The organism is Halomonas icarae (genome assembly GCF_009901955.1).
Lineage (GTDB): Bacteria > Pseudomonadota > Gammaproteobacteria > Pseudomonadales > Halomonadaceae > Halomonas > Halomonas icarae.
Map to the genome: position 1 here is coordinate 2,324,391 of NZ_WUTS01000001.1, position 22,086 is coordinate 2,346,476.

Genomic DNA, 22,086 nt, shown 5'->3' on the forward strand with positions numbered 1-22,086 from the left:
TCATGATTCTGGGGATCGGTACTGATATTGCCAGGGTGGCGCGTTTCGAGGCCGCGCTCTCACGCAGGGGAGAACGCTTTACCCGTCGTCTGCTGGGGGAGGTAGAGCGCGAGCGTATCCAGAGGCATGCCAGGCCGGCGGCCTTCCTGGCCAAGCGCTTTGCGGCCAAGGAGGCCTTCGTCAAGGCGCTGGGCACCGGTCTGCGTCACGGCATGCGCTGGACCGAGATCCAGGTGATCAATGACAGCCTCGGTCGGCCATCGCTGCTGTTGGCCGGCAAGGCCCATGAGCTGGCACGCAGTGTCGGTGTACGTGTCGCTCATCTGACGCTATCCGATGAGGAGGAGTTCGCGGTCGCCTTCGTGATACTGGAGGGGTGAGCTCCCTCGGACTGGGCCTTGCGCCATTGGCGAAGTTCCTCCATGGCGTCGGCCAGGTCCTCTATCAGTGGGGCCATGGCCACGCGTCCGCGGCTACGCAGGCGTGTTTCCATCGTTTCGGCAAGCAGCCCCAGGCGTGGTGCCCCGCAGTAACGGCAGGCACCATTGAGGGCGTGTATGGCATCCAGCAGCGCTTCGTCGTTCCGACTCTCATAGGCCTGGTGTATTGCCTCCTCGCTTGCATCGAGAGAGTCGGCGAGCTGAAGAAGCAGTTGATGTGCCAACTCTTCTCGCCCACCAGCCAATCGCGTACCCAGAGTGAGATCCACAGTGGCAAGTACCGATGACGGTGTTTTCTCCGATGATGCGCCGGTTGTCAGGAGGTGGTGGGGAGCGCTCCCCAGGTGACGACTCAGCAGGTCAGCCAGGTCTCTGGCGTCCAGCGGTTTTATGAGCACATCATCAAGGCCGCTGGCCATCAGCCGACGGCGCTCCTCCTCCAATGCATGGGCGGTTACGGCGATGATCGGAGTGCACCGCCACCTGTCGTCTAGGCGGCGTAGTGCACGAGTTGCCTCGAGTCCATCCATGCCCGGCATGCGGATATCCATCAACACCAGGTCAAAATGTTGTTCACGCCCCAGCGAGACGGCCTGCTCACCGCCTTCGGCGATCGTGATCTCCACGCCAGGGCCGGTCAGCAGTTCACACAGCAGACGGCGATTGGTGTTGTTGTCGTCGACGGCGAGCAGTCGTAAGGTCGTGTCGGCCATGCCAGCCGATCTGTCGACGATGGTCAGTGCAGCAGGCTGCCTGCTTGTCAGGATGCGTTGGATGGCATCGGCGAGCGCGCGCCGCGTAAACGGCTTGGCCAGCATCTCGCTTCTGGTGGGCAGCATGATGTCGGGAAACTCGAGTGGACTGGCGGTACACAGCACGAGTGCGGGGCATTGCAGCTCGCTGATCCGTTCTTGCCAGTGCTGAAGAAGTTCGGGAGTGTAGGGTGGTGCGCCCAGGCTCACGATCAGCAGGCTCGGGCTAGATGGCGATGTGATGTCGGCCGGCCGTGGCGTGGCTCCCCAGCGGCGTAACAGGTGCAGCAGAGCGTATCGACTGGGAGAGTGCGGCTCCTCCAGCAGGATAGACTCTCCGGCCAGGTTAAGCTCCGGCGGTCGTTCCGACTCGAGATCGCCAGTCAACGGCAGGGTAAATGAAAAGCAGCTGCCGCGGCCCGGTTCGCTCTCCACTCCGATTTCACCGCCCATCTGCTCCACCAGTTGGCGGCAGATTGATAGGCCAAGCCCACTGCCGCCGAACTCACGAGGGTGGCTTGGAGAGGTCTGATGGAAGGCATCGAAGAGGCGTTGTCTATGCTCATCCGAAAGCCCTATGCCGGTGTCCGTCACGCTGATCCGCAGGATGACGCGACTCTCCTCGCTCTCCTCTACCATCACACGGACCAGAATGTCTCCGTGTTCAGTAAATTTTACGGCATTGCTGACCAGGTTGGTCAGCACCTGGCGGATGCGCATCGGGTCGCCCTGTAGCACCGCAGGCACGTCATCGTAGACCATGCCAAGCAGTTCAAGCCCCTTCTGCTGGGCCAGGGGCGCCTGTAATGCCAGTACCTCATCGATCAGCTCCACCATTTCCATCGGCATTCGCTCGAGTTCCAGCCTACCGGCTTCGAGCCTCGAGTAGTCCAGGATATCGTTGACCAGCATCAGCAGATTGCTACAGGCGCGATCGACGTGCTCCAGCCACTCCTGTTGGCGGCTATCCAGGGACGAGCGCCCCAGTAGTCGACAGAAGCCGATGATGCCGTTGAGCGGGGTGCGGATCTCGTGACTCATATTGGCGAGAAATTCTGACTTAACCCGGTTGGCCTCCACGGCGCGACGATGTGCCATATCCAGCTGCATGTTCTGGATCTCGACCGTCTCCATCGATTCCTCCAGCTCCCTGGTGGCCTGGGCGATCTGGCGCTGCATCTCTTCACGAGTCTCCTGAAGGCGCCAGGCCAGCATATTGATATGATCATCCAGTGGGGGCAGCTCAGGAGGCGAAGGGGGCAGTGGCTGGGTAGTCTCCTCCTGGGCCAGTCTCGCCAGCGTGGCAGCGATCTGCTCAAGTGGGCGCTGCAGGCGCCGATAGGTATTGGCGGTGGCAAGCCCCAGGATGGCGGCACCAAGGATAAGCAGCAGGCCGCTGGCACCCAGTTGTCGATAATGGCCCAACAGCAGTCCGCTGGCATCGATATCCATCACCAGGCGCGTATTAGCGTTGTCCTCAAGAGGATGGATCAAACGCCAGTGGCCGTCGCCCAGTCGCACGATGCCCCTGGTATCCTCGTCAGGAGCCCCCGGCGTCAGACGACCGACCTCCACCTGTGGCGTGCCGTCGGTGTCGATGATGGCCGCAGCCGTGACTTCCGGCAGGTCGAGCAGGTTGGCGGTATGTGCCTCCAGAGCTGAAAGGTCCTTCGCTCGCAGTGCAGTCAATAGGCTGGGTTCGATCAGAGCCGTGGCCTGATTCAGCCTGGCCTCGAGCTGCCCCTCATGATCATCACGGTGCAGGGACAGGGTAATGACCGCCACGGCGAGCATCAGCAGCAAGGGGAGAACCAGTGCGGTCAGCAGCAGTCGCAGCTTTAGTGACATGGAGAATCTCGACGGTGAGTGAGATGGGGCCCGCAGCCGGCGGAGGTGTCTGTCCACCCTGCATTCACGCGGATATAATGGTGAAAATACCTTTAGAGAAGGATGCTTGCATGCACTTTCCGACCATCGAGGACGTCGTCGGTCATACGCCGCTGGTGCGCCTCAAGCGTATCGCGGCCGGTCGCAACAATGTGCTGCTGGCCAAGCTTGAGGGTAACAACCCTGCGGGTTCGGTAAAGGACCGGCCAGCCCTGGCCATGCTGGAGCAGGCCGAGGCCCGGGGAGAGATCGTCCCGGGCGATACGTTGATCGAGGCAACCTCGGGCAATACCGGCATCGCCCTCGCCATGGCGGCGGCCATCAAGGGCTATCGCATGGTGCTGATCATGCCCGACAACGCCTCGGAGGAGCGCAAGCAGTGCATGGCGGCCTACGGCGCCAGGCTGATCACCGTGAGCCAGGAGGGCGGCATGGAGGAGGCACGTGATCTGGCGGAGGCCATGCTCGCGCGCGGTGAAGGCAAGCGTCTGGATCAGTTTGCCAACCCCGACAACCCGCTCTCCCACTATCGTGGCACCGGCCCGGAGATCTGGGAACAGACCGCCGGCAGCGTGACCCACTTCATCAGCTCGATGGGGACCACCGGTACCATCATGGGGGTTTCCCAGGCTCTCAAGGAGCGCAACTCCGGCATCGAGATCATCGGCCTGCAGCCCGAGGATGGCGCCAGTATCGCCGGTATTCGCCGCTGGCCCGAGGCGTATCTACCGAGCATCTTCGATGCCAGTCGCGTCGATCGGGTGCTCGATATCGGCCAACGTGAGGCCGAGGAACATATGCGACGCCTGGCTCGGGAGGAGGGCATCCTGGCCGGCGTCAGCTCCGGTGGGGCATTGGCCGGCGCCCTGCGAGTCGCCGAGCAGGTCGAGAATGCGGTGATCGTGTTTATCGTCTGCGACCGCGGCGACCGTTATCTTTCCACCGGTCTCTACGCCCCGGAGGAGTGAGTCATGGCGATGCTGGGCAAGCGGCGACCGCGTCGCGAGCGGTCGGGTGTTTCCGGCCTGCAGGGCCGACAGCCACACTCGCCGGCATACACGAGTAGCAGGGGGGATGCGCCCTCGAGGGAGTGCGAGGCGCAGGGCCTGGTGATCGAGCGGTTGGCCCATGATGGCCGTGGCGTGACCCATGATGCCGAGGGCAAGACGCTGTTCGTCGACGGCGCGCTGCCCGGAGAGCGGGTCGAGGTGGCGATCCACCTTACCCGTAAGCGTTTCGACGAGGCTCATGTGCGTGAGGTGCTTGAGGCCTCGCCCGAGCGCGTCACCCCCCCCTGCAACCATTATCAGCGCTGTGGCGGCTGTGATCTTCAGCATCTGGCAGTGCCTGCTCAGCGTCGCCACAAGCAGGCAGTTCTCGTTGATCTGCTGGCGCGCCAGGGGATCGAGCTTGCCGCTGAGCCAGAGCTGCTGGCCGGTGCCAGCCAGGGCTATCGACGCCGCGCACGACTGGGGGTCAAGCTGGATGCCGAGGGCCGCCTGCATCTGGGGTTCCGCGCACGCCATAGTCACCGCCTGGTGGATATCGCTCATTGCACCATCCTGATGCCTGAACTCGATGCCCTGCTGGCCCCCCTGCATCGTCAGTTGATATCGCTGCAGGCGCCACGCCAGGTGGGGCATCTGGAGCTACTGGCCAGCGATCAGGGCAGCACCCTGGTGATCCGTCAGCTCAAGGAACACGTCGCGGATCGTGAAGCCTGGCGAGCCTTTGCCACAGAACACGGGATCCATCTGGGCTGGCTGGTAGGGCGTGAGGCTCCCGCCCTGGAGTGGCTGACACCCGCTCCGCTGCTGAGCTGCCGAGTGCCGGGTGTCGAAAGAGAGCTCGAGCTGCGTTTTGCTCCCGGCGACTTCCTGCAGGTCAATGCCGAGGTCAACCGACAGATGGTGAAGACCGCCCTGAACTGGCTAGGTGATCTTGACGGTGAAACGCTGCTTGATCTGTTTGCCGGTGTTGGCAACTTCAGCCTGCCGTTGGCTTCCGCGGGAGCACGAGTCGTGGCGGTCGAGGGGAGCCCGTCGATGGTCGAGCGCCTGGATGCCAATGCGCGTGACAACTCCCTGGGCGGTGAGCTGCAGCTGTCGGCACAACAGGCCGACCTGGCAAAGCAGAAGACAGTGGCAGCGCTGCTGCAGAACATCGGCCCCGAGGTGGTGGTGCTCGATCCGCCACGCGAGGGTGCCGAAGCCGCCGCCCAGGCCCTGGCGTCGGCGCCAGGGCCGCGTGTGCTCTATATCGCCTGTGATCCGGCGACCCTGGCACGGGATGCCGCACACCTGGTGCAGGGAGGGTATCGGATCACGCGCATCGCCGTGGCCGATATGTTCGTGCATACCTCTCACCTGGAATCTATGCTGCTGTTTGAACATTCACGGACAGAGAAACGGCGGCAAGGAGCCTTGGTCGATGGTTAAAGTACGTGAGGATCAGCCACTTACCCAGGCGGGGTGCGTGGATATCGAACGCTGGGTCGAGCGCCTGCAGGAGGATGTGAAGCTGCGCGACCCTGCCGAGATGATCGCGGCCTGTCGGCTCGCCGAGAGGCTGGAGGGCGAGTCGGACCGGCCCCACCGGGCCTGGATGGCGGAAGGGTCCAGTTTTCGCATGGGCCTGGAGATGGCCGATATCCTGGGTGAGCTCAAGCTCGACCAGGCGGCGCTGGTTGCCGCGGTACTCTATCGCGCGGTGCGTGAAGGGCTGGTCGGCCTCGAGGCCGTCGGCAAGCAGTTTGGCAAGGAGGTCGCCGGACTGATCGATGGCGTGTTGCAGATGGCGGCGATCAGTGCGACGCAGCTGCCCAGCCATGACATGGGCCAGCATGACCAGCAGGACAATCTGCGCAAGATGCTGGTCAATATGATCGACGACGTTCGTGTGGCACTGATCAAGATCGCCGAGCGCACCTGTGCGCTGCGCCAGGTCCGGGAAGCGCCCCGCGACAAACAGTTGCGCGTAGCCCGCGAGGTGTTCGATATCTATGCGCCCCTGGCGCATCGGCTGGGGATCGGTCACCTCAAGTGGGAGCTCGAGGACCTCTCCTTCCGCTATCTCCATGAGGATGACTACAAGGCCATCGCGCGCCAGCTGGCCGAAAAGCGCCTGGATCGCGACCGCTACATCACCGAGATTGTGAATACTCTCAATGGCCTGCTGGATGCTCAAGGTATCCAGCGCTACGATGTCGATGGCCGCGCCAAGCATATCTACTCGATCTGGCGGAAGATGAAGCGCAAGCGCATCGACTTCTCCCAGGTCCATGATATTCGGGCGGTGCGCATTCTGGTGCCCGAAGTCGCCGACTGCTATACCGTGCTGGGCCTGGTGCACTCGCGCTGGCACCACGTACCCAACGAGTTCGACGACTATATTGCCAACCCCAAGCAGAATGGCTATCAGTCGTTGCACACCGCGGTCCTCGGCCCCGAGCACAAGGTCGTGGAGATCCAGATACGTACCTTCGCCATGCATGAGGAGGCGGAGCTGGGGGTCTGTGCTCACTGGCGCTACAAGGGACATGATACCCGGGCCAAGAGCACCAGCTACGAGGACAAGATCGCCTGGCTGCGTCAGGTGCTCGAATGGCAGGAGGAGGTCGGTGATCTCGGCGATCTGCGCGAGGGCCTCAACAGCGATGTGGCCCCGGATCGCATCTACGTCTTCACCCCGGATGGTCATATCATCGACCTGCCGCGTGTCGCGACCCCCATCGACTTCGCCTACCGGGTGCACACCGAGGTGGGACACCGCTGCCGTGGGGCCAAGGTCAATGGCCGCATCGTGCCCCTTACCTATACGCTGAAGACCGGCCAGCAGGTGGAGATCCTCACCGCCAGCAAGGGGGGGCCGAGTCGCGACTGGCTCAACCCCAGCCTGGCCTATGTACGCACCTCCCGGGCACGTTCCAAGATTCAGGCCTGGTTCAAGTACCAGGCCCGTGATCAGAACATCCTCGAGGGGCGTACCCTGTTCGAGCGCGAGATGAAGCGCCTCGACCTCGAAGACATGGCCCTCGATACCCTGGCGCGCAAGGTCAACTATGCAACACCCGATGACATGTACGCCGCTCTGGGGGCGGGGGATCTGCGCATCGGTCAGGTGTTGAACCAGGCTCAGCAGCTGTTCGGTGAGAACGACGACCAGGAGCAGCTCGACCGCCTGTTGGCCAAGCCCAGGCGTACCACCGGAAAGGGCGAGAAGAGTGATATCACCGTGCTGGGCGTGGGTAACCTCAAGACCAGCATGGCCAACTGCTGTCATCCGGTACCGGGTGAGCCGATCGTCGGCTTTATTACCCAGGGTCGCGGAGTGACGGTGCACCGCGAGGACTGCCCCAATATTCTGCAGTTGAGTGTGGACGAGCCCCAGCGCATCATCGAGGTGGAGTGGGGCGAGCGGGCGCGAACCCAGTACCCGGTCAATATCGAGGTGCAGGCGTGGGATCGCTCCGGCCTGCTGCGCGACGTCACCGGTGTGCTGGGCAACGAGAAGGTCAACGTGTTGGCGGTCAATACCCTCACCGATACCGATGATGGCATCGCCCGGCTGACCATTACCGTCGAAGTGGATGGCCTGGAGTCGCTGGGGCGGCTCTTCTCTCGCATCCAGCAGCTGCCCAACGTTATCGAGGTGAGGCGCCTGCGCAGCGGCGGCAAGCCCGGCAAGCGCAAGGGCAAGGAGAAGAAGGCATGAGCCAGCACCACGGTCTGGACGATCTGCTGACCCTGATGGCGGTGCTGCGCGACCCGGACCGGGGATGCCCCTGGGACCTCAGGCAGAACTGGGACACCATCGTGCCCCACACCCTGGAGGAGGCCTACGAGGTCGCCGATGCCATCGAGCGCCGCGCCTGGGAGGAGCTGCCCGGAGAGCTGGGGGATCTGCTCTTCCAGGTGGTCTACTACGCCCAGTTCGCGAGTGAAGAGGGACGTTTCGATTTCCACACGGTGGTGGATACCCTGACCGCCAAGATGCTGCGTCGCCACCCCCATGTCTTCCCCGATGGCAGCCTGGCCTCACGGCGTTCCCCCGGCGTTGGTGTGGCGGATATCGGGCTACGCCAGGCCCCCGAACTCGAAAGCATCAATCGCCGCTGGGAGGCCCTCAAGGCCGAAGAGCGTGTGCAGCGGAGGCGTGAAACGCACGACACCTCTGATGCCCCAGGGGTCGACGGTGTTGCGTTCTCGGCTCTGGATGATGTGCCGCGCACCCTGCCGGCGCTGTCGCGAGCCGCCAAGCTCTCGAAGCGTGCCGCCCGGGTAGGGTTCGACTGGCCCGACTCCCAAGGGGTGATCGCCAAGATTCGCGAGGAGCTCGATGAGGTCGAGGAGGCGCTGGCCGAGGGGAGTCGGGAACATGCCATCGAGGAGGTGGGAGACCTGCTGTTTGCGGTGACCAATCTCGCCCGCACCCTCAAGGCCGACCCCGAGCAGTGCCTGCGGGCCACCAACACCAAGTTCGAGCGCCGCTTCCGTCACGTGGAGGCGGCCCTGGCGGCCACGGGCACTAGCCCCGCCGATGCCGATCTTGCGACCATGGAGCGTCACTGGCAGGCCGCCAAGCGTAATGAATACAACGATGCTGCCACTTGATCCGGAGACTCAGTTTCATGAGCCATGACCTTCACGAATCCCTGCGTGACAATGTTCGTATCCTTGGCGATAGCCTGGGGCGCACCATCGCCGATGACCTGGGGGCCGACTTCGTCGACAAGATCGAGGCCATCCGCGATTTCGCCAAGCGAGGTCGTCAGGGCGATGAGCAGGCTCAGCGTGAACTGATCGAGTACCTGCGCCGCTTGCCTGATCGCGACCTGCTGCCGGTAACCCGCGCCTTCAACCAGTTTCTCAACCTGGCCAATATCGCCGAACAGCACTACCGGGCCCGCTTTCGTCGCGTCGAGGATTACCGGCCGGGAACGCAACCGGTGCTCTCCGAGCTGGTGGAGCGGGCGCGCCGTGCCGGCCACTCACCACGCAAGCTGGTCGAGAGCCTGGCCGGCATGCGTGTCGAATTGGTACTGACCGCCCACCCCACCGAGGTCATCCGACGCACCCTGATCCAGAAGTACGATGCCATCGACGATTGCCTGACCGCCATCGAGTCATCGGGTGATTATCCCGAGCGCGGTGCGCGGGCCAAGGGGCGTCTCGAGGAGCTGATCAGTCAGGCCTGGCATACCGACGAGATCCGTCACGAACGACCGTCTCCGGTGGATGAGGCGAAATGGGGCTTCGCGGTGATCGAAAACTCGCTGTGGCAGGCGGTTCCCGACTTTCACCGCGACCTGGACAATCTGCTGCTGGATACGGCCGGCGAGCGACTGCCTCTGGATGCCGCGCCGATCAGTTTCTCGTCGTGGATGGGGGGCGATCGCGATGGCAACCCCAACGTGACCTCCCGGGTGACTCGCGAGGTGTTGCTGCTGGGGCGCTGGATGGCCGCGGATCTTTATCTGCGCGATCTGGAACAGCTCAAGGCCGAGCTCTCCATGTGGAAGGCCAACAGCGCGCTCAAGGCCGAGGTTGGCGACGCACCGGAGCCCTATCGCGAGTTGTTGCGCCAGCTGCTGGCGCGAGTCGAGGCTACCCGTGACTGGGCCAAGGCGAGTCTCGATGGCAAGCCCTATGATGGGGGGCCGATCATCGAGAGCCGTGATCAGCTCTATTCACCGCTGCTTGCCTGCTACCGCTCGCTTTGCGATGTGGGCCTCGACACCATCGCCAATGGTGCGCTGCTGGATACCCTGCGGCGGGTGGCGGTGTTCGGTGTCACCCTGACCCAGCTCGATATCCGCCAGGAGGCGAGTCGCCATGCCCAGGTGATGGAGGAGCTCACCGCCGGTCTGGGCCTGGGGCACTATCGTGACTGGAGCGAAGAGCAGCGTCAGGCCTTTCTGCTCGAGGAACTCGAGTCACGCCGACCATTGATACCGCGGCGCTGGGAGTGCTCGACGGAGTCGCGGGAGGTGATCGATACCTTCAGAGTCATCGCCAGTGAGCAGGCCGAAGCACTCGGGACCTATGTCATCTCCATGGCGGCAGAGCCGTCCGACGTGTTGACCGTGGCACTACTGATGAAGGAGGTGGGGGGCGAGGTCAAGCTGCCGATCGCACCGCTGTTCGAGACCCTCAACGATCTCAATCATGCCGGCGAGGCGATCGACCGCCTGCTCTCGCTGCCCGGCTATCGTCGTCTGATCGACGGCCGGCAGGAGGTGATGATTGGCTACTCGGACTCGGCCAAGGATGCCGGCCAGCTGGCCGCCGCCTGGGCCCAGTACCGTGCCCAGGAGAGCCTGGTGACGGTGTGCCGTCGTCACGCCGTGGACTTGACGCTGTTCCATGGACGCGGTGGTACCGTGGGGCGCGGTGGTGGCCCGGCTCATGCGGCGATTCTCTCTCAACCGCCTGGCTCGGTGAATGGCAGCCTCAGGGTGACCGAGCAGGGCGAGATGATCCGCTTCAAGTTCGGTCAGCCGGAGATCGCCCTGCGCTCCATGGAGATCTACGCCTGCGCGGTGCTGGAGGCAACGCTGCTGCCGCCACCCGACCCGGAACCCCACTGGCGCGATGAGATGGATCGCCTGGCCGAGATTGCCCATGGGGCCTACGTGGGGGTGGTGCGTGAGGATGACGATTTCGTGCCGTACTTCCGTGCGGTGACACCGGAGGGTTCGCTAGGGCGTCTGCCTCTGGGCTCGCGGCCTACCAAGCGGCGCCAGGATGGTGGAGTGGAGACACTGCGGGCGATTCCCTGGATCTTTGCCTGGACCCAGGTACGCCTGATGCTGCCCGCCTGGCTGGGGAGTGGCGAGGCCTTCGCCACCCGCCTCGAAGAGGAGGGGGGGCGCGAGGTGCTTCAGGAGATGCGTGACCGCTGGCCCTTCTTCGGCACCTACCTGGACATGCTGGAAATGCTGCTGTCCAAGGCCGATGTGGGCATCTCTGCCTACTATGAGCATCGCCTCGTCGACGAGCCGAGTCTCAAGGCGCTGGGGCAGCGCCTTCGGCAGCGTTTCGAGCGGCTCAATGGAGTGCTGCTGGAGATTCTCGAGCAGCAGGAACTGCTGGAGAAGACGCCGTTGATCCACCAGGCGATAGCCGTGCGTAATCCCTATATCGACCCGCTACATGGGCTGCAGGCGGAGCTGCTGCAGCGTAATCGTGACGCCGACGGGGCGATCAGCGCCGATCTGTCGCGGGCGCTGATGGTCACCATGGCGGGTATCGCCGCGGGGCTGCGAAATACGGGATAGGGCCTGCGGTCAGGGGCGAGGAACAAGGTACGAGGAACAAGGTGCGAGGAAGCTTTTGCACTCCTGGGGGTGAAGCGATGAAATTCCCTTGCGCCTTGCGCCTTGCGCCCTGAAGCGGTGTAGTCGCGCTCTTTAGAAGGGAATATGAATCGAGGCGGTCAACAGGTTGAGATGCGCCATGTCGGGCGAATCGTACTCCTCGAGCTCGAGGCGGCTGGTAAAGCCCGGGAGCTGCAGGCGGGCGCCGAAGCCCCGAACCCGCGTGGTGCCGGTTTCATCGCTGTCTCCACGTGGAATCACGGCGTCGCCCTCCCAGCCGACCAGGCCCGACTTGGCATAGAGGCCTAAGCGGCCCAGACGCACGCCGGCCACCAGGCTGCCGCCGAGGCTGACGGTATTGACCAGTAGCTGCTGATTATCGAGGCGGGTCGGCATCTCGTCACTATGGTGGTAGCGGAACTCGGCACCGAGATCCAGCTTGGGGAGCTGAAATGGACTGAAGCCGGCAATCAGCCGAAAACCGGAGGTATAGCCGTCGGGACTCTCGATGTCATGGCCGTCGATGACAACACCGTTTTCCAGGCGCATCAGGTTGTCTGGCTGGCTGGCATAAGCGGGGCTATGCTGATCGGCCTGTCTGACGACCTCTTCGGCGAGGGAGCTCCCTTCGGCGCCGACAGCGCCAAGGGATGTCCCGAAGGCAAGAGCAGCCAGTAGCGCGGTAATAGTATGACGGGGTGCGGTATGACGGGATGCGGTATGACGGGATGACATGGGTCCCTGTCCTTGCGCTGAGGCCTGATTCATTCGTACCAGGCCGCAGGGCGAGTAGCGATGAGATCCATATAGGCTAGCAAGCCCATCCCCGGTTCGCCAGCCAACTGGTCCGACGATAGCAGGGACACTCTCCGACAGTGTCGACGCTGCAGGCGCAATGCATCAAGGCTGGCATGGCAGCTCGTCCGGGGAATGTCTCTCGTGCTAGGCGGAATCACCGGCCAGGGACTCCAGCAACGAATCCAGCCTGGGTGTCGCCAGGCCGTGGCGCCTGGCGGTCTCGCTAAGAGGGCCGAGAATGGCGACATGCTCCGTGGGACGTCCCGCCAACACGTCCTGGAGCATCGAGGCGCGATTGCTGGCGGTGGCCTCCACCACCCTCCAGACCAGGGTGCGCCAGCCATCGAGCCCGCTGCCTTCGGGCGGTGCGATGCCTTCGGCTTCCATTACCCTCGCCACCTCACCGATCACCGCCTCTACTTCCTCACGAAACGGCGTGTCGCGAAGCTCGCCATTGCGAATCCTGTGGTGGGCAACCAGGGGATTGATGGCGGCGTTGATGGCCAGCTTGTGCCATAGCCGTCGCCGAATGTCCGGCACCGCCTGGGCCGACAGGCCGCTTGTGCTCAGCAGGCTGGCCACTGTTCTCGCCAGGTCGTCATGACCATCCTCCAGCGAGCCGATCAGGGTGTTGCCCCGGCCGGCGTGGACGACGCGATCATCCGCGGCAACATAGGCCCCTTCGGTGGTGGTGGCGCACAGCACAGGGCCCAAGTGACGTGTCGCGAGTCGTGGCTGGGTGTGAAAGCCGTTCTGCCACAGTACCAGCGGGAGGTCGGCGGGAAGTCGGGAAGCGAGCTCAAGATAGGCCCCCTCGGCGGCGTAGGCCTTGGTGGTCAGGTGGAGGAGATCGGGAACCCCGTCGGGTGGGCGAGTCCGCGTGACCACCTCCATGTCGAGAGTTTCACCCCGGGGGGTGACCAGTGTCTGAAGGCCGGGAAGGGGGCGGCGGCCGATCAGCGTTATCCGCTGGCCCTGTTGGGCCAGACGCAGGGCGAGCAGCCGGCCGATGGCGCCTGGCCCGACGATCCAGTGTGTCTGAAGGGCCATCAACGGCTCTCCTTGCGGCGTTGGGGAGTGCGACGCTTGCCGCTCCTGGCCGAGCGGCCGGAACTGCGGCGCCCGCTGGTGCGACGGGGCGCCTTGGCCTCGGCGCCCTCGGCACTATGTAGTGCCTGACGCAGGCGGCCGGCATCGGCGGCGGCGAGCAGGGTGCGCAGGTCGGCCACCAGTGACTCGAGGAAGGGGGCGGGGGCGGCGTCCTCTTCGGCGATGGCCCCCAGGCGCTGCTCCCATAACGCGGTGCGCTCGGGGCGACTCACCGCTTCGGGCAGGGACGCGATCAGTGCACTGCCCAGGCGGGTGGCACGCAGGGCCTTGCCCTCCCGGACCAGATACCCGCGCTCCACCAGCGTCTCGATGATGCCGGCGCGGGTCGCTTCGGTGCCCAGGCCATCGTGTTCGCGCAGGGTGCGTCTCACGGCGGGATCGTCCACGTAACGGCCGATGTTCATCATCGCCTTGATCAGGCTGGCGTCATTGAACGGCTCCGGTGGCCGGGTCTCGCGATCCTCCACGTCGCTGTTCTGGACGCGACCCCCCTCACCCTCGCTGAGCGGCGGCAGCGGTGGTGCCTCGTCGCGGGTGGTGAACAGCGGCTTCCAGCCGGGATCGAGGATCTCCTGGCCCCGGGCACGGAAGGTCTCCCCGAGGATCGAGAACTCCGCCTTCACGTCGCGGGTGGAGAGCGGCGGATAGAACTGGGCGATCACGTTGCGGGCGATCAGTCGGAAGACGTTCGCCTCGGTGGTCGTGAGGCGTGCCATGTCCGCCGGTCGTCCGGTGGGCGCCAGGGCATGGTGTGCGCCCACCTTGCTGTCATTCCAGGCTCGCGATCGGCGCGTGAAATCGGCCCCGTCCAACCAGCCGCGCAGGGTGTCATCTTCACGGCAGGCACCTTCCAGGGTGCCTCGGGCGGCGGCGAAATGCTCCTCGGGAAGATAGCGACAGTCGGAGCGCGGGTAGGTGATCAGCTGATGGCGCTCATAGAGCGACTGGCAGGTGTCCAGCACGACCTTGGCGGAGATGCCATGGCGCCTGGCGGCATCGACCTGCAGCGCCGACAGCGAGTAGGGCAGGGGGGCGGGCTGGCGCTTCTGCTGGGTCTCCAGCGTTACCAGTCGCCCCTCGGCCCCGGGCAGGCGTTCGGCAAGGCTGGCCGCGGGTTCCCGGGCCAGCAGGCGCCCCTGGTCGTCGAGCGGGTGGTGTTCCCCGGGGGACCACCAGGCGCGTAGCTCACCGCGGCTCACCGCAAGATCGGCCCATAGCACGAAGAAGGGCCTGGGCGTGAAGCCGCGAATTTCGGCGTCCCGGCGTACCACAAGGCCGAGCACCGGGGTCTGTACGCGACCTACCGAGAGCACCCCGTCATGACCGGCCTGACGGCCCGTCAGCGTCCAGGCCCGGGTCAGGTTGATGCCATAAAGCCAGTCGGCGCGGGAGCGTGATTCGGCGGCCCGGTAGAGCGGCTGATAGCGACGGTTGTCCTCCAGTCGCGACAGCGCCCGCTGCACGGCGGGACGGTTGAGGTCGCTGACCAGCAGTCGTGAGACCCTGCCCTTCCAGCCGAGGTATTCGATCACCTCCTGGACCAGCAGCTGGCCTTCGCGGTCGGGGTCGCCGGCATGCACCACCTCATTGGCGGCCTTGAGCAGCTTGCGAATCGCCGCCAGTTGGCCGCGAGCCTTGGGGCGTGGGGTGAGCTTCCAGTGCTCGGGCAGGATCGGCAGGGTGTCCAGCCGCCACTGCTTGTGGGCCGGGTCATAGGCGTCGGGAGGCGCCTGCTCCAGCAGATGGCCGAGGCACCAGGTCACGGTGGTGTCGCCCACGACGATCGCCCCCTCCTGCTTGCGGGGGGAGCCGGGCAGGGCGTCGGCGATGGCCCGGGCCAGGCTGGGCTTCTCGGCGATGATCAGGCGCATGGCGTCCTCGCTTGCGGTGAGAGTTGAGGATTCTTCCAGTGTTACCGACGCTTGGCTAGGTGTTGCATTGCGATTATGGTGTACAATTGTTGTATCAATATTTTCATGGAGTCCGGGCGATGCGCGAGCGAGGCAGAACACGCCGGCTAATGGGGCTGGGAGCGCGTACCGGTGGTGCGCTGTTGCGGACTCGCCTGGGCGGGCAGGCCGACTGGCGGGCCCTGGGTGAGGCGCTGTTCGAGGGGCTCTCCGAACTCAAGGGGCCAGCCATGAAACTGGCCCAGATCATGTCCCAGTGGGACGATCTGCTGCCTGCGGACCTTGCCGAGGAGTTGGCCAGGTTGCAGCGCCAGGCCGAACCGATGCCCTGGGAGTCGATCCGCCACACCCTGGATGATCACTATGGGGATATCGACAGGGTATTTCGCGAGGTCGAGACACGCCCCTTCGCCAGCGCCTCCATGGGCCAGGTGCATCGCGCCGTGACGCATGAGGGGGAGACGCTGGTGCTCAAGGTGCAGTACCCGGGGCTGGCCGAGGTGCTGGAGGGAGATCTCGCACAGGTCCGCCGCCTGATGCGCCTCGGGCGCTGGTTCAAGGTGCCTCAGGCGCGCCTCGATGCGCTGTTCGAGGAGCTGGCGGCGAGCCTGCGCGGAGAGCTTGACTACTGCGCCGAGGCCGAGGCGCTGGCGCGCTATCGACAGCGCTATGCCGACTGGCCGGGCGTGGTGATTCCCGAGCCGCTACCGGCCTACTCCGGTGAGCGCGTGCTGGCCATGCGCCATGTGCCGGGGACCCCGCTTCGTGACCTGGAGACAGCGGATGACGCCACGCGTCAGCGCATCGCCGCCACCCTCGCCGACTGGCTCACCGAGGAGCTCTTCACTCATGGCGAGCTGCATGCCGACCCCCATGCCGGCAACTTCGCCGCCGATGACCAGGCTCGGCTGGTGGTCTACGACCTGGGGGCGGTGATCCCGGTGCCTGACGAGCGTCTCAAGGCGATGATGCATCTGCTCGACGCCACCTTGCAGGGGGATGCCATGGCCATGGATAGCGCCCTGCTCGAGCTGGGTGGCCGTCAGGGGCAGGGCGCACCGCTGTCGCTTTACCGAGAGGCGGCGGAGGCCGTCTCGGCGCTCTTCGCTCCCGGCGAGCAGGACCTTGGCGATGTGCGCGTCCATCGTCGCCTGCGTGAGCTCTCACCCAAGGTGTGGGCGGCCATGGATCGCCTGCAGCCGCCCGCAGACACCCTGCTGCTGTCGCGAACCCTCAACGGCCACTACTGGAACCTGGTGCGCCTCGGCGCCCGGCTCGATATGCAGGCCCGCACCGCACCGCTGCTGGAGTGGGCGAGGTAGCAAGCGGCTGCCAAGCCCCCCGGCGGGCTGGTAGACTGTGCCGTTTTCCGGACGGTGGAGTGCGCAATGCTGGCGGTATGGGTGGAACAGCTGCTGGGATTTGCCTCGGGGGCGCTCAAGGCGATTCGCCAGGATGAGCGTTATCCGGCGCTGATGGCCTGGGCGCGGGAAGAGGGGCCTCGACTGGTGGGCGGCGATCTGTCACTGGCCCAGGCGCTGGCGCCGGAGCTGTGGTCACAGACGCCCCTGGCGCGCCTGGAGTTCCGCTGCGAAGCGCTGGCGCGCCCCGGGCGAAACGAGCCCTGCTGGTGTGACTCCGGTCGCAAGACCAAGCACTGCTGTGGCGCGGTGTCGCTGCCCGGCTCGGTGCCCGAACACCTGATGTGGATGCTCTCGCTGCGCGACTGGAAGGGCGACACGCTCAAGGCGGCGCTGGCCAGCGGCCGTGCCCCCGCCCAGGCGCTGCTCGAGGCGGGGTTGATCGCGGCCGAGACCGGCCAACGCGGCCGCGCCCAGCAGATTCTCGAGTCACTCTTCGAGTCCAGTGACTGGTCTCGACTACCGGAGCAAGCCGAGCCCGCCTTCGAGATCCTGATCGACCTCTTCCAGGAGCGCGGCTTTCATCGCAAGCGCGAGGCGCTTCTCGATACGGTGCTCGAGCATGGCCCACTGTTCCTGCGCGGAGTGGCGCTGGAGCGCCTGTGTCTGATGCATCTCGACAACGACGATCTGGACAGTGCCCGGGCGGCCTTCGTGCGTGCCCAGCAGGCGCTGCCGGACTCGCCGACCCTGGCCTATATCGAGGCCATGCTGCTGCTGCACGAGGGGCACGAGCAGGAGGCCGCCGAGCGAGCGAGTTTCTGGTTTCGTCGTCTGGCACGCCAGGGGGATCTGGCGCCGGAGCAGCTGCAGTTCCTCGCCGACCTGGCCGAGAACCCCGGTGCCACCCTGGCCGAGCAGCTGCTCAATGCCGAGGAAGACCTGGCCGAGCCGCTGGCGTCGCTGCAGGCGCTTCTCGAGGAGCTCCCGATCGCTCCGCGCCTGGCCGTGTCATGCACCGGGGAGGGGCGGCTCCTGTATCACACCACCGCCCGCGAGGACACCCTGCACGCCGCCTGGCGACGGGTCTTCCCGATATCGGGTGTTTCCGACTCCCCACTGGGACTCGATGATGATCCCTGGCCCGCTGCCGCGGAGTGGTTGCCCGAGCTTTGCCGCCATCCGGAGTGGCTGGATGCACCGGCAGTCGTCCAGGAACTGACTCTGGCGCTGACCTCGCGCTTCGGCAGCCTGCCCTGGATGGCGCCGAGCCTGTTCGTGCCGCTTGCCCTCCGGCTGGAGCGCTGGCTGGAGCAGGTGGCGGCCGAGGGGCCGGGCACCCTGGCCTGGGAAGATGCCGACAACACGCTGCTGTTGCGGACGGGGCTGGCGTTGGTGGTCGGCATGGAGCGCGGGGCGCGGGAGCGTTCACGAAGGCTCGCCGAAAGCCTGCTGGCCCTGGATCGCCATGACAGCCTGGGGCTTCGCGAGCTGGTGCTCGACCAGCTGTTGCGGGACGGACGCGACAGCGAGGCGTTGGCGCTCAGTGAGCAGCCACCGGAAGCCGAGGCCGAGGGGCCGGTGCTGGGCGTGCTGATGGGACGTGTTTTGGCGCTCTATCGCCTCGACCGGCTCGACGAGGCGGCCCAGGCGCTGGAGGAGACTCATGCCCACAATGCTCACGCGGTGAAGCTGATGTGTGGTGACAGCTCGGCGCCGCCGACGCCGGTGGGCGAGGATGGCGCGGTCGAGCCGGGCAGCCGGGCCGAGGCTTGGCAGTATCGCACCCTGATGCGCGATCAGTGGCGGGCCACACCGGGGGGCCTGGCGTGGCTGCAGGAGTGGCTCAGCCGGCGCTGAGCCATTGTGCCATGTAGGAGGCCGGCTCTGCCGGGCGAATGGCGCCGCCAGGCGCCCGGTATTCATGCTCTCGATGCTTCAGGGACGGGCATCAGCTCACGGTCGCGGCTGATCCAGAGTGCCAGCAGCACCGCCGGAATCCCCATGACGGCGGAGATCAGGAAGAAGGTGGCATAGCCCTCGACCTCGACGACCAGCCCGCCGAAGCCGCTCAGGAACTTGCCTGGCAGGGTCATCAGCGACGAGAACAGCGCGTACTGCGTCGCGGTGTAGGCCCTCGAGGTCAGGCTGGAGAGAAAGGCGATAAAGACCGCACTGGCCAGGCCATTGGCCAGGTTGTCGCCGACGATGGCCATGACCAGCATGGGCAGGCTCTGGCCGGTCAGCGCCAGGGCGCTGAACAGCAGGTTGGTCAGTGCGGCGGCCGTGGCGCCGAGCACCAGGAGCGGCCCGATGCCGTAGCGTGCCACCAGCAGCCCCCCCAGCATGCCCCCACCGATGCTCATGGCGATACCGAACGCATTGGTGACGTTGGCGATCTCCTGGAGTGAGAAGCCCAGGTCGATATAGAGCGGGTTGGCCATGGACGCCATGGCCAGGTCGCTGATGCGAAATACCGCCACGAAGAGCAGCAGCCACAGGGCCTTGTGCCGATAGCGGGTAAAGAAGTCGGTGAAGGGGCAGACGATGGCGCCGATCACCCAGGCGCCCAGGCGCCGCAGGGGCTTGGGTCTTCCGCGACTGGACCGCAGGAAGGCGCGCACGCGTGGCTCGTGGATCAACTGCGTGCTCAGCGAGAGCCGCTCGGGTTCCGGGCGCACCAGCACCGTGATGATGCCGATGCCCACCAGTGCCGCCATGGTCAGATAGGCGGCCTCCCAGGAGAGCCAGGAGGCGACGTAGAGCGCCCCCGCACCGGCCGCCAGCAGGCCGCCCCGGTAGCCGATGATATAGGTGGAGGCCATGGCCGCCTGGATGTCCTCAGGCGCCGACTCGATGCGGAAGGCATCGATGGCGATATCCTGGGTGGCGCTGCCGAAGGCGACCAGCAGGGCGAAGGCGGCCACCAGGGGCAGCTGCCCGAGCGGGTCGATTCCGGCGAGCCCCACCAGCCCGGCGACGATCATTGCCTGAGCCAGCAGCATCCAGCCGCGGCGCTGGCCGAGGCGGCGAGTCAGCAACGGCAGTGGCAGGCGGTCCACCACCGGCGCCCAGAAGAACTTGATCGAATAGAGCATGCCGATCCAGGCGAAGAAGCCGATCGCCGCCACCTCGACACCGTCGCTGCGCAGCCAGGCCGACAGCGTGGAGAACACCAGCAGGAAGGGCAGGCCGGCGGAGAAGCCCAGGAACAGCATGGTGATGACAGGCGCACGCAGATAGATCGCCAGGGCATCTTGCCAGCTTCTCTGCACGGGTGGCGTCGGCATGGGGCTCTCCTTGCAACGGTGTTAGAATCCTCGCCTCTTTCGCCGGGCGCCCGGCCCGCAAGCGGGGCGCACAAGCAACGAGCGATTGTTGCAGAGCCCCGGCAGTGATACCAGCATCCAGAGCGACGGGAGACCCCATGAAGGAGAGCGATACGATCCGCCAGGAAGACGATGCGGCCGTGCCGCGCTGGTATGTGATCCAGTGCAAGGGGGGCGAATCCTTTCGCGCCACCGAGAATCTGCTCAACCAGGGCTTCGAGGTCTTCCATCCGGTACTCGACGTTCAGAAGAAGCGCCGCGGCAAGCTGACCTGGGTCACCGAGCCGCTGTTTCCCTACTATCTGTTTATTCGCCTCGACCGACTGGTCAGCAACTGGCGGCCGATCCGCTCCACCCGGGGCGTGTTGAAACTGGTCACCTTCGGCGATACGCCGGTCGCCGTGGATGACAGCCTGGTGGCGACCCTGCGCGACAAGGGTAACGAGCGCGACCAGGATGCCAACTTCTATTTCCAGGCCGGCGAGGTGGTGCAGATCACCGAAGGGCCCTTCAAGGAGCTGCAGGCGGTGTTCGAGAGCCACAAGGGGGAAGAGCGCGCCATCGTGCTGCTCAACATGCTGCAGCGTCAGCAGCGTCTGGAGATGCCGGTCGCCAATCTACGGCGCGGCTAGGTCGCCCCCGCCCTGTCACGTTATCCCCTCCCACTCAGGAGAAGCCCATGACCATCGCTCCCCAGTGTGTCGTCACGCTGCACTATGTGCTGATTGATGCCGACGGCCGGGTCCTCGATGACTCCCGCGCCCGCCAGCAGCCCCTCGAATACCTGCACGGCCACCACAACATCGTCGCCGGCCTGGAGCGTGCCCTGGACGGCCAGGCCGAGGGGGCCGAACTGACCGTGACCCTGATGCCCGCCGAGGCCTATGGCCTGCGTAATGAGGCCCTCAAGCGCGAGGTGGGGCGGGACGCCTTTCCGGTTCCCGAGCTCTCGCCTGGCATGCGTTTCCAGACCCCTGGCGATGATGGCCCCCAGATCGTCACCGTCCTGGAGGTACATGACGACAGCGTGCTGATCGACACCAACCATCCCCTGGCCGGTCAAATCCTGCGCTATGAGCTCGAGGTGCTGACGGTTCGTGAGGCCTCCCGTGCCGAGCTCGCCAAGGGCCACCCGCTGCCCCCCGACACGGACCACACCCAGGTTGAAGACAAGAAGCTGTTCTGAAAACTGATCTGAATCAATTGGCTGATGGCTCCCGGCAGGCGCCGGAGCGTAACTTGATTCAGATCAGAATTCCCCCCGCCGTTCCGGCTTACAGTGGATTCAACACATCAGGGCGGGGAGGAGATCAACATGTATCTGGATGACGCTGTAGTCTTTGGGCTAGTCACCGTCGCGATGATGGTCGCTTTCATGGGTGGCTGGATCACCTTCATCGTGCGGGATCACCGCAAGAAGCGCTGAAGTCAGTCACGGCACGAGTCGTCAGGGGAGGGGGGAGTCATCCCCCCAGTGGGCCGACCTTCACGGGTCGGCCTTTTTTTGCTTATTCGATTTTGGCTCTTCGCCGATCAGCGCGTGATCGCCAGGCGCTCCTCGGCGGGGCGCCAGTGGCGCTGCCAGGCGCGCATCACCCGCTCAGGGTACCAGGTCTTGCCCAGGCTGCCGTTGTAGCGGGCCAGGGCGTCGGTGAGATCACCGTTCTCCACCGCCAGGTAGTGGGCCAGTATCGTGCAGCCATAGCGCAGATTGCGCCAGGGGTCCTTGAGGTCATCGGCGGGCAGGCCCAGCTCGCGGATCCAGAACGGCATGATCTGCATCAGCCCAACCGCCCCGGCAGAGGAGACCGCCTCGATTCGAAAGGCGCTCTCCACCTGGATCAGGGCCAGCACCAGCTCGGGAGGCAGGCCCGCCAGGGTCGCCTCGTGATAGACCCGGCGCAGCAGCTCGTGGCGCAGTGTCGGTTCCTTGATATAGCGCTCGAGCGAGGGCTCCATGGCGTTGAGCCACTGACGCGCGGCCCACACCTCGGCCGGTGGGCGAGGGCGGGAGAGCGCCTCGTCGAGGGTGGTGCGCAGGGTGTGCGGCGCGGGCGGCAGCGGTTCGACCAGCAACGGCTTGCCGTCGGCCTCGAGCGCGCTTAGGAAGCCCTGCTCGTCGGCCGCTGACGCCGTCGCCAACCACCCGCCTATCACCAGGGCGACAAGCGGGCGCTGCACG

Annotated in this window: 17 protein-coding genes; 11 read left to right on the top strand and 6 right to left on the bottom strand. The window is 65.4% G+C overall.

Translation table 11 applies throughout. From position 1 onward, the window contains the following. Window positions 1-2: 2 nt before the first annotated feature. Entirely contained in the window at window positions 3-380 is a 378-nt protein-coding gene (acpS, locus tag GRB80_RS10530) for a holo-ACP synthase (RefSeq protein WP_132043980.1), read from the top strand. Here the strand turns inward: acpS and GRB80_RS10535 are convergent. Beyond that, on the bottom strand, window positions 320-3,040 hold the full coding sequence (locus tag GRB80_RS10535) for an ATP-binding protein (RefSeq protein ID WP_161423553.1): 2,721 nt from the start codon (window positions 3,038-3,040) through the stop codon (window positions 320-322). The two genes, acpS and GRB80_RS10535, sit on opposite strands and share 61 nt — an antisense overlap. Window positions 3,041-3,150: 110 nt before the next feature. Between GRB80_RS10535 and cysM the strand changes: the two genes are divergently transcribed. From cysM to ppc, 5 genes are read left to right on the top strand one after another with little or no spacing between them, the layout of a single operon-like run. Next, a complete protein-coding gene (cysM, locus tag GRB80_RS10540) occupies window positions 3,151-4,047 on the top strand; it encodes a cysteine synthase CysM (protein WP_132043976.1) in 897 nt (298 codons plus the stop codon). Window positions 4,048-4,050: 3 nt separating this feature from the next. Next, complete coding sequence (locus GRB80_RS10545) at window positions 4,051-5,517, top strand: RsmD family RNA methyltransferase (protein WP_161423554.1); 1,467 nt, start codon at window positions 4,051-4,053, stop codon at window positions 5,515-5,517. Further along, window positions 5,510-7,792: a GTP diphosphokinase gene (relA, locus tag GRB80_RS10550; RefSeq protein WP_132043972.1), complete on the top strand. Its 2,283-nt coding sequence runs from the start codon at window positions 5,510-5,512 to the stop codon at window positions 7,790-7,792. Before GRB80_RS10545 ends, relA begins: the two co-directional genes overlap by 8 nt. Next, window positions 7,789-8,691: a nucleoside triphosphate pyrophosphohydrolase gene (mazG, locus tag GRB80_RS10555; RefSeq protein ID WP_132043970.1), complete on the top strand. Its 903-nt coding sequence runs from the start codon at window positions 7,789-7,791 to the stop codon at window positions 8,689-8,691. The genes relA and mazG overlap by 4 nt, the downstream gene beginning before the upstream one ends. A 17-nt stretch (window positions 8,692-8,708) precedes the next feature. Further along, window positions 8,709-11,357, top strand: coding sequence for a phosphoenolpyruvate carboxylase (gene ppc / locus GRB80_RS10560; RefSeq protein WP_132043968.1), 2,649 nt, complete (start codon window positions 8,709-8,711; stop codon window positions 11,355-11,357). Window positions 11,358-11,489: 132 nt separating this feature from the next. On the opposite strand, the gene GRB80_RS10565 is transcribed toward ppc, so the two are convergent. The 3 genes from GRB80_RS10565 to GRB80_RS10575 all read right to left on the bottom strand — a co-directional run bounded on the left by GRB80_RS10565 (window position 11,490) and on the right by GRB80_RS10575 (window position 15,175). Beyond that, entirely contained in the window at window positions 11,490-12,131 is a 642-nt protein-coding gene (locus GRB80_RS10565) for a hypothetical protein (protein WP_237561968.1), read from the bottom strand. A gap of 207 nt (window positions 12,132-12,338) precedes the next feature. Then, entirely contained in the window at window positions 12,339-13,244 is a 906-nt protein-coding gene (locus tag GRB80_RS10570; protein ID WP_132043966.1) for a ketopantoate reductase family protein, read from the bottom strand. Then, a complete protein-coding gene (locus tag GRB80_RS10575) occupies window positions 13,244-15,175 on the bottom strand; it encodes a DNA topoisomerase III (RefSeq protein ID WP_161423555.1) in 1,932 nt (643 codons plus the stop codon). Before GRB80_RS10575 ends, GRB80_RS10570 begins: the two co-directional genes overlap by 1 nt. Window positions 15,176-15,294: 119 nt before the next feature. Between GRB80_RS10575 and GRB80_RS10580 the strand changes: the two genes are divergently transcribed. Next, the gene (locus GRB80_RS10580; RefSeq protein ID WP_161423556.1) at window positions 15,295-16,536 is read left to right on the top strand and encodes an ABC1 kinase family protein; all 1,242 of its coding nucleotides are present in this window, start codon (window positions 15,295-15,297) and stop codon (window positions 16,534-16,536) included. Between the two features lie 66 nt (window positions 16,537-16,602). Beyond that, on the top strand, window positions 16,603-18,435 hold the full coding sequence (locus GRB80_RS10585) for an SEC-C domain-containing protein (RefSeq protein ID WP_161423557.1): 1,833 nt from the start codon (window positions 16,603-16,605) through the stop codon (window positions 18,433-18,435). Window positions 18,436-18,497: 62 nt separating this feature from the next. On the opposite strand, the gene GRB80_RS10590 is transcribed toward GRB80_RS10585, so the two are convergent. After that, window positions 18,498-19,865 (bottom strand): AmpG family muropeptide MFS transporter, encoded by a 1,368-nt coding sequence (locus GRB80_RS10590; protein WP_161423558.1) that lies wholly within the window; start codon window positions 19,863-19,865, stop codon window positions 18,498-18,500. Between the two features lie 137 nt (window positions 19,866-20,002). On the opposite strand from GRB80_RS10590, the gene rfaH reads away from it, so the two are divergent. From rfaH to ccoM, 3 genes are all read left to right on the top strand, one after another. Beyond that, window positions 20,003-20,536: a transcription/translation regulatory transformer protein RfaH gene (rfaH, locus tag GRB80_RS10595; RefSeq protein ID WP_161423559.1), complete on the top strand. Its 534-nt coding sequence runs from the start codon at window positions 20,003-20,005 to the stop codon at window positions 20,534-20,536. 47 nt (window positions 20,537-20,583) lie between these two features. Continuing rightward, a complete protein-coding gene (locus GRB80_RS10600) occupies window positions 20,584-21,090 on the top strand; it encodes an FKBP-type peptidyl-prolyl cis-trans isomerase (protein WP_161423560.1) in 507 nt (168 codons plus the stop codon). A gap of 129 nt (window positions 21,091-21,219) precedes the next feature. Next, a complete protein-coding gene (gene ccoM, locus GRB80_RS16545; protein WP_306766913.1) occupies window positions 21,220-21,330 on the top strand; it encodes a cytochrome c oxidase subunit CcoM in 111 nt (36 codons plus the stop codon). A 107-nt stretch (window positions 21,331-21,437) separates the two neighbouring features. Here ccoM and GRB80_RS10605 read toward each other — a convergent pair whose 3' ends face one another. Next, window positions 21,438-22,085: a lytic transglycosylase domain-containing protein gene (locus GRB80_RS10605; protein WP_374708656.1), complete on the bottom strand. Its 648-nt coding sequence runs from the start codon at window positions 22,083-22,085 to the stop codon at window positions 21,438-21,440. Window position 22,086: the final 1 nt, after the last annotated feature.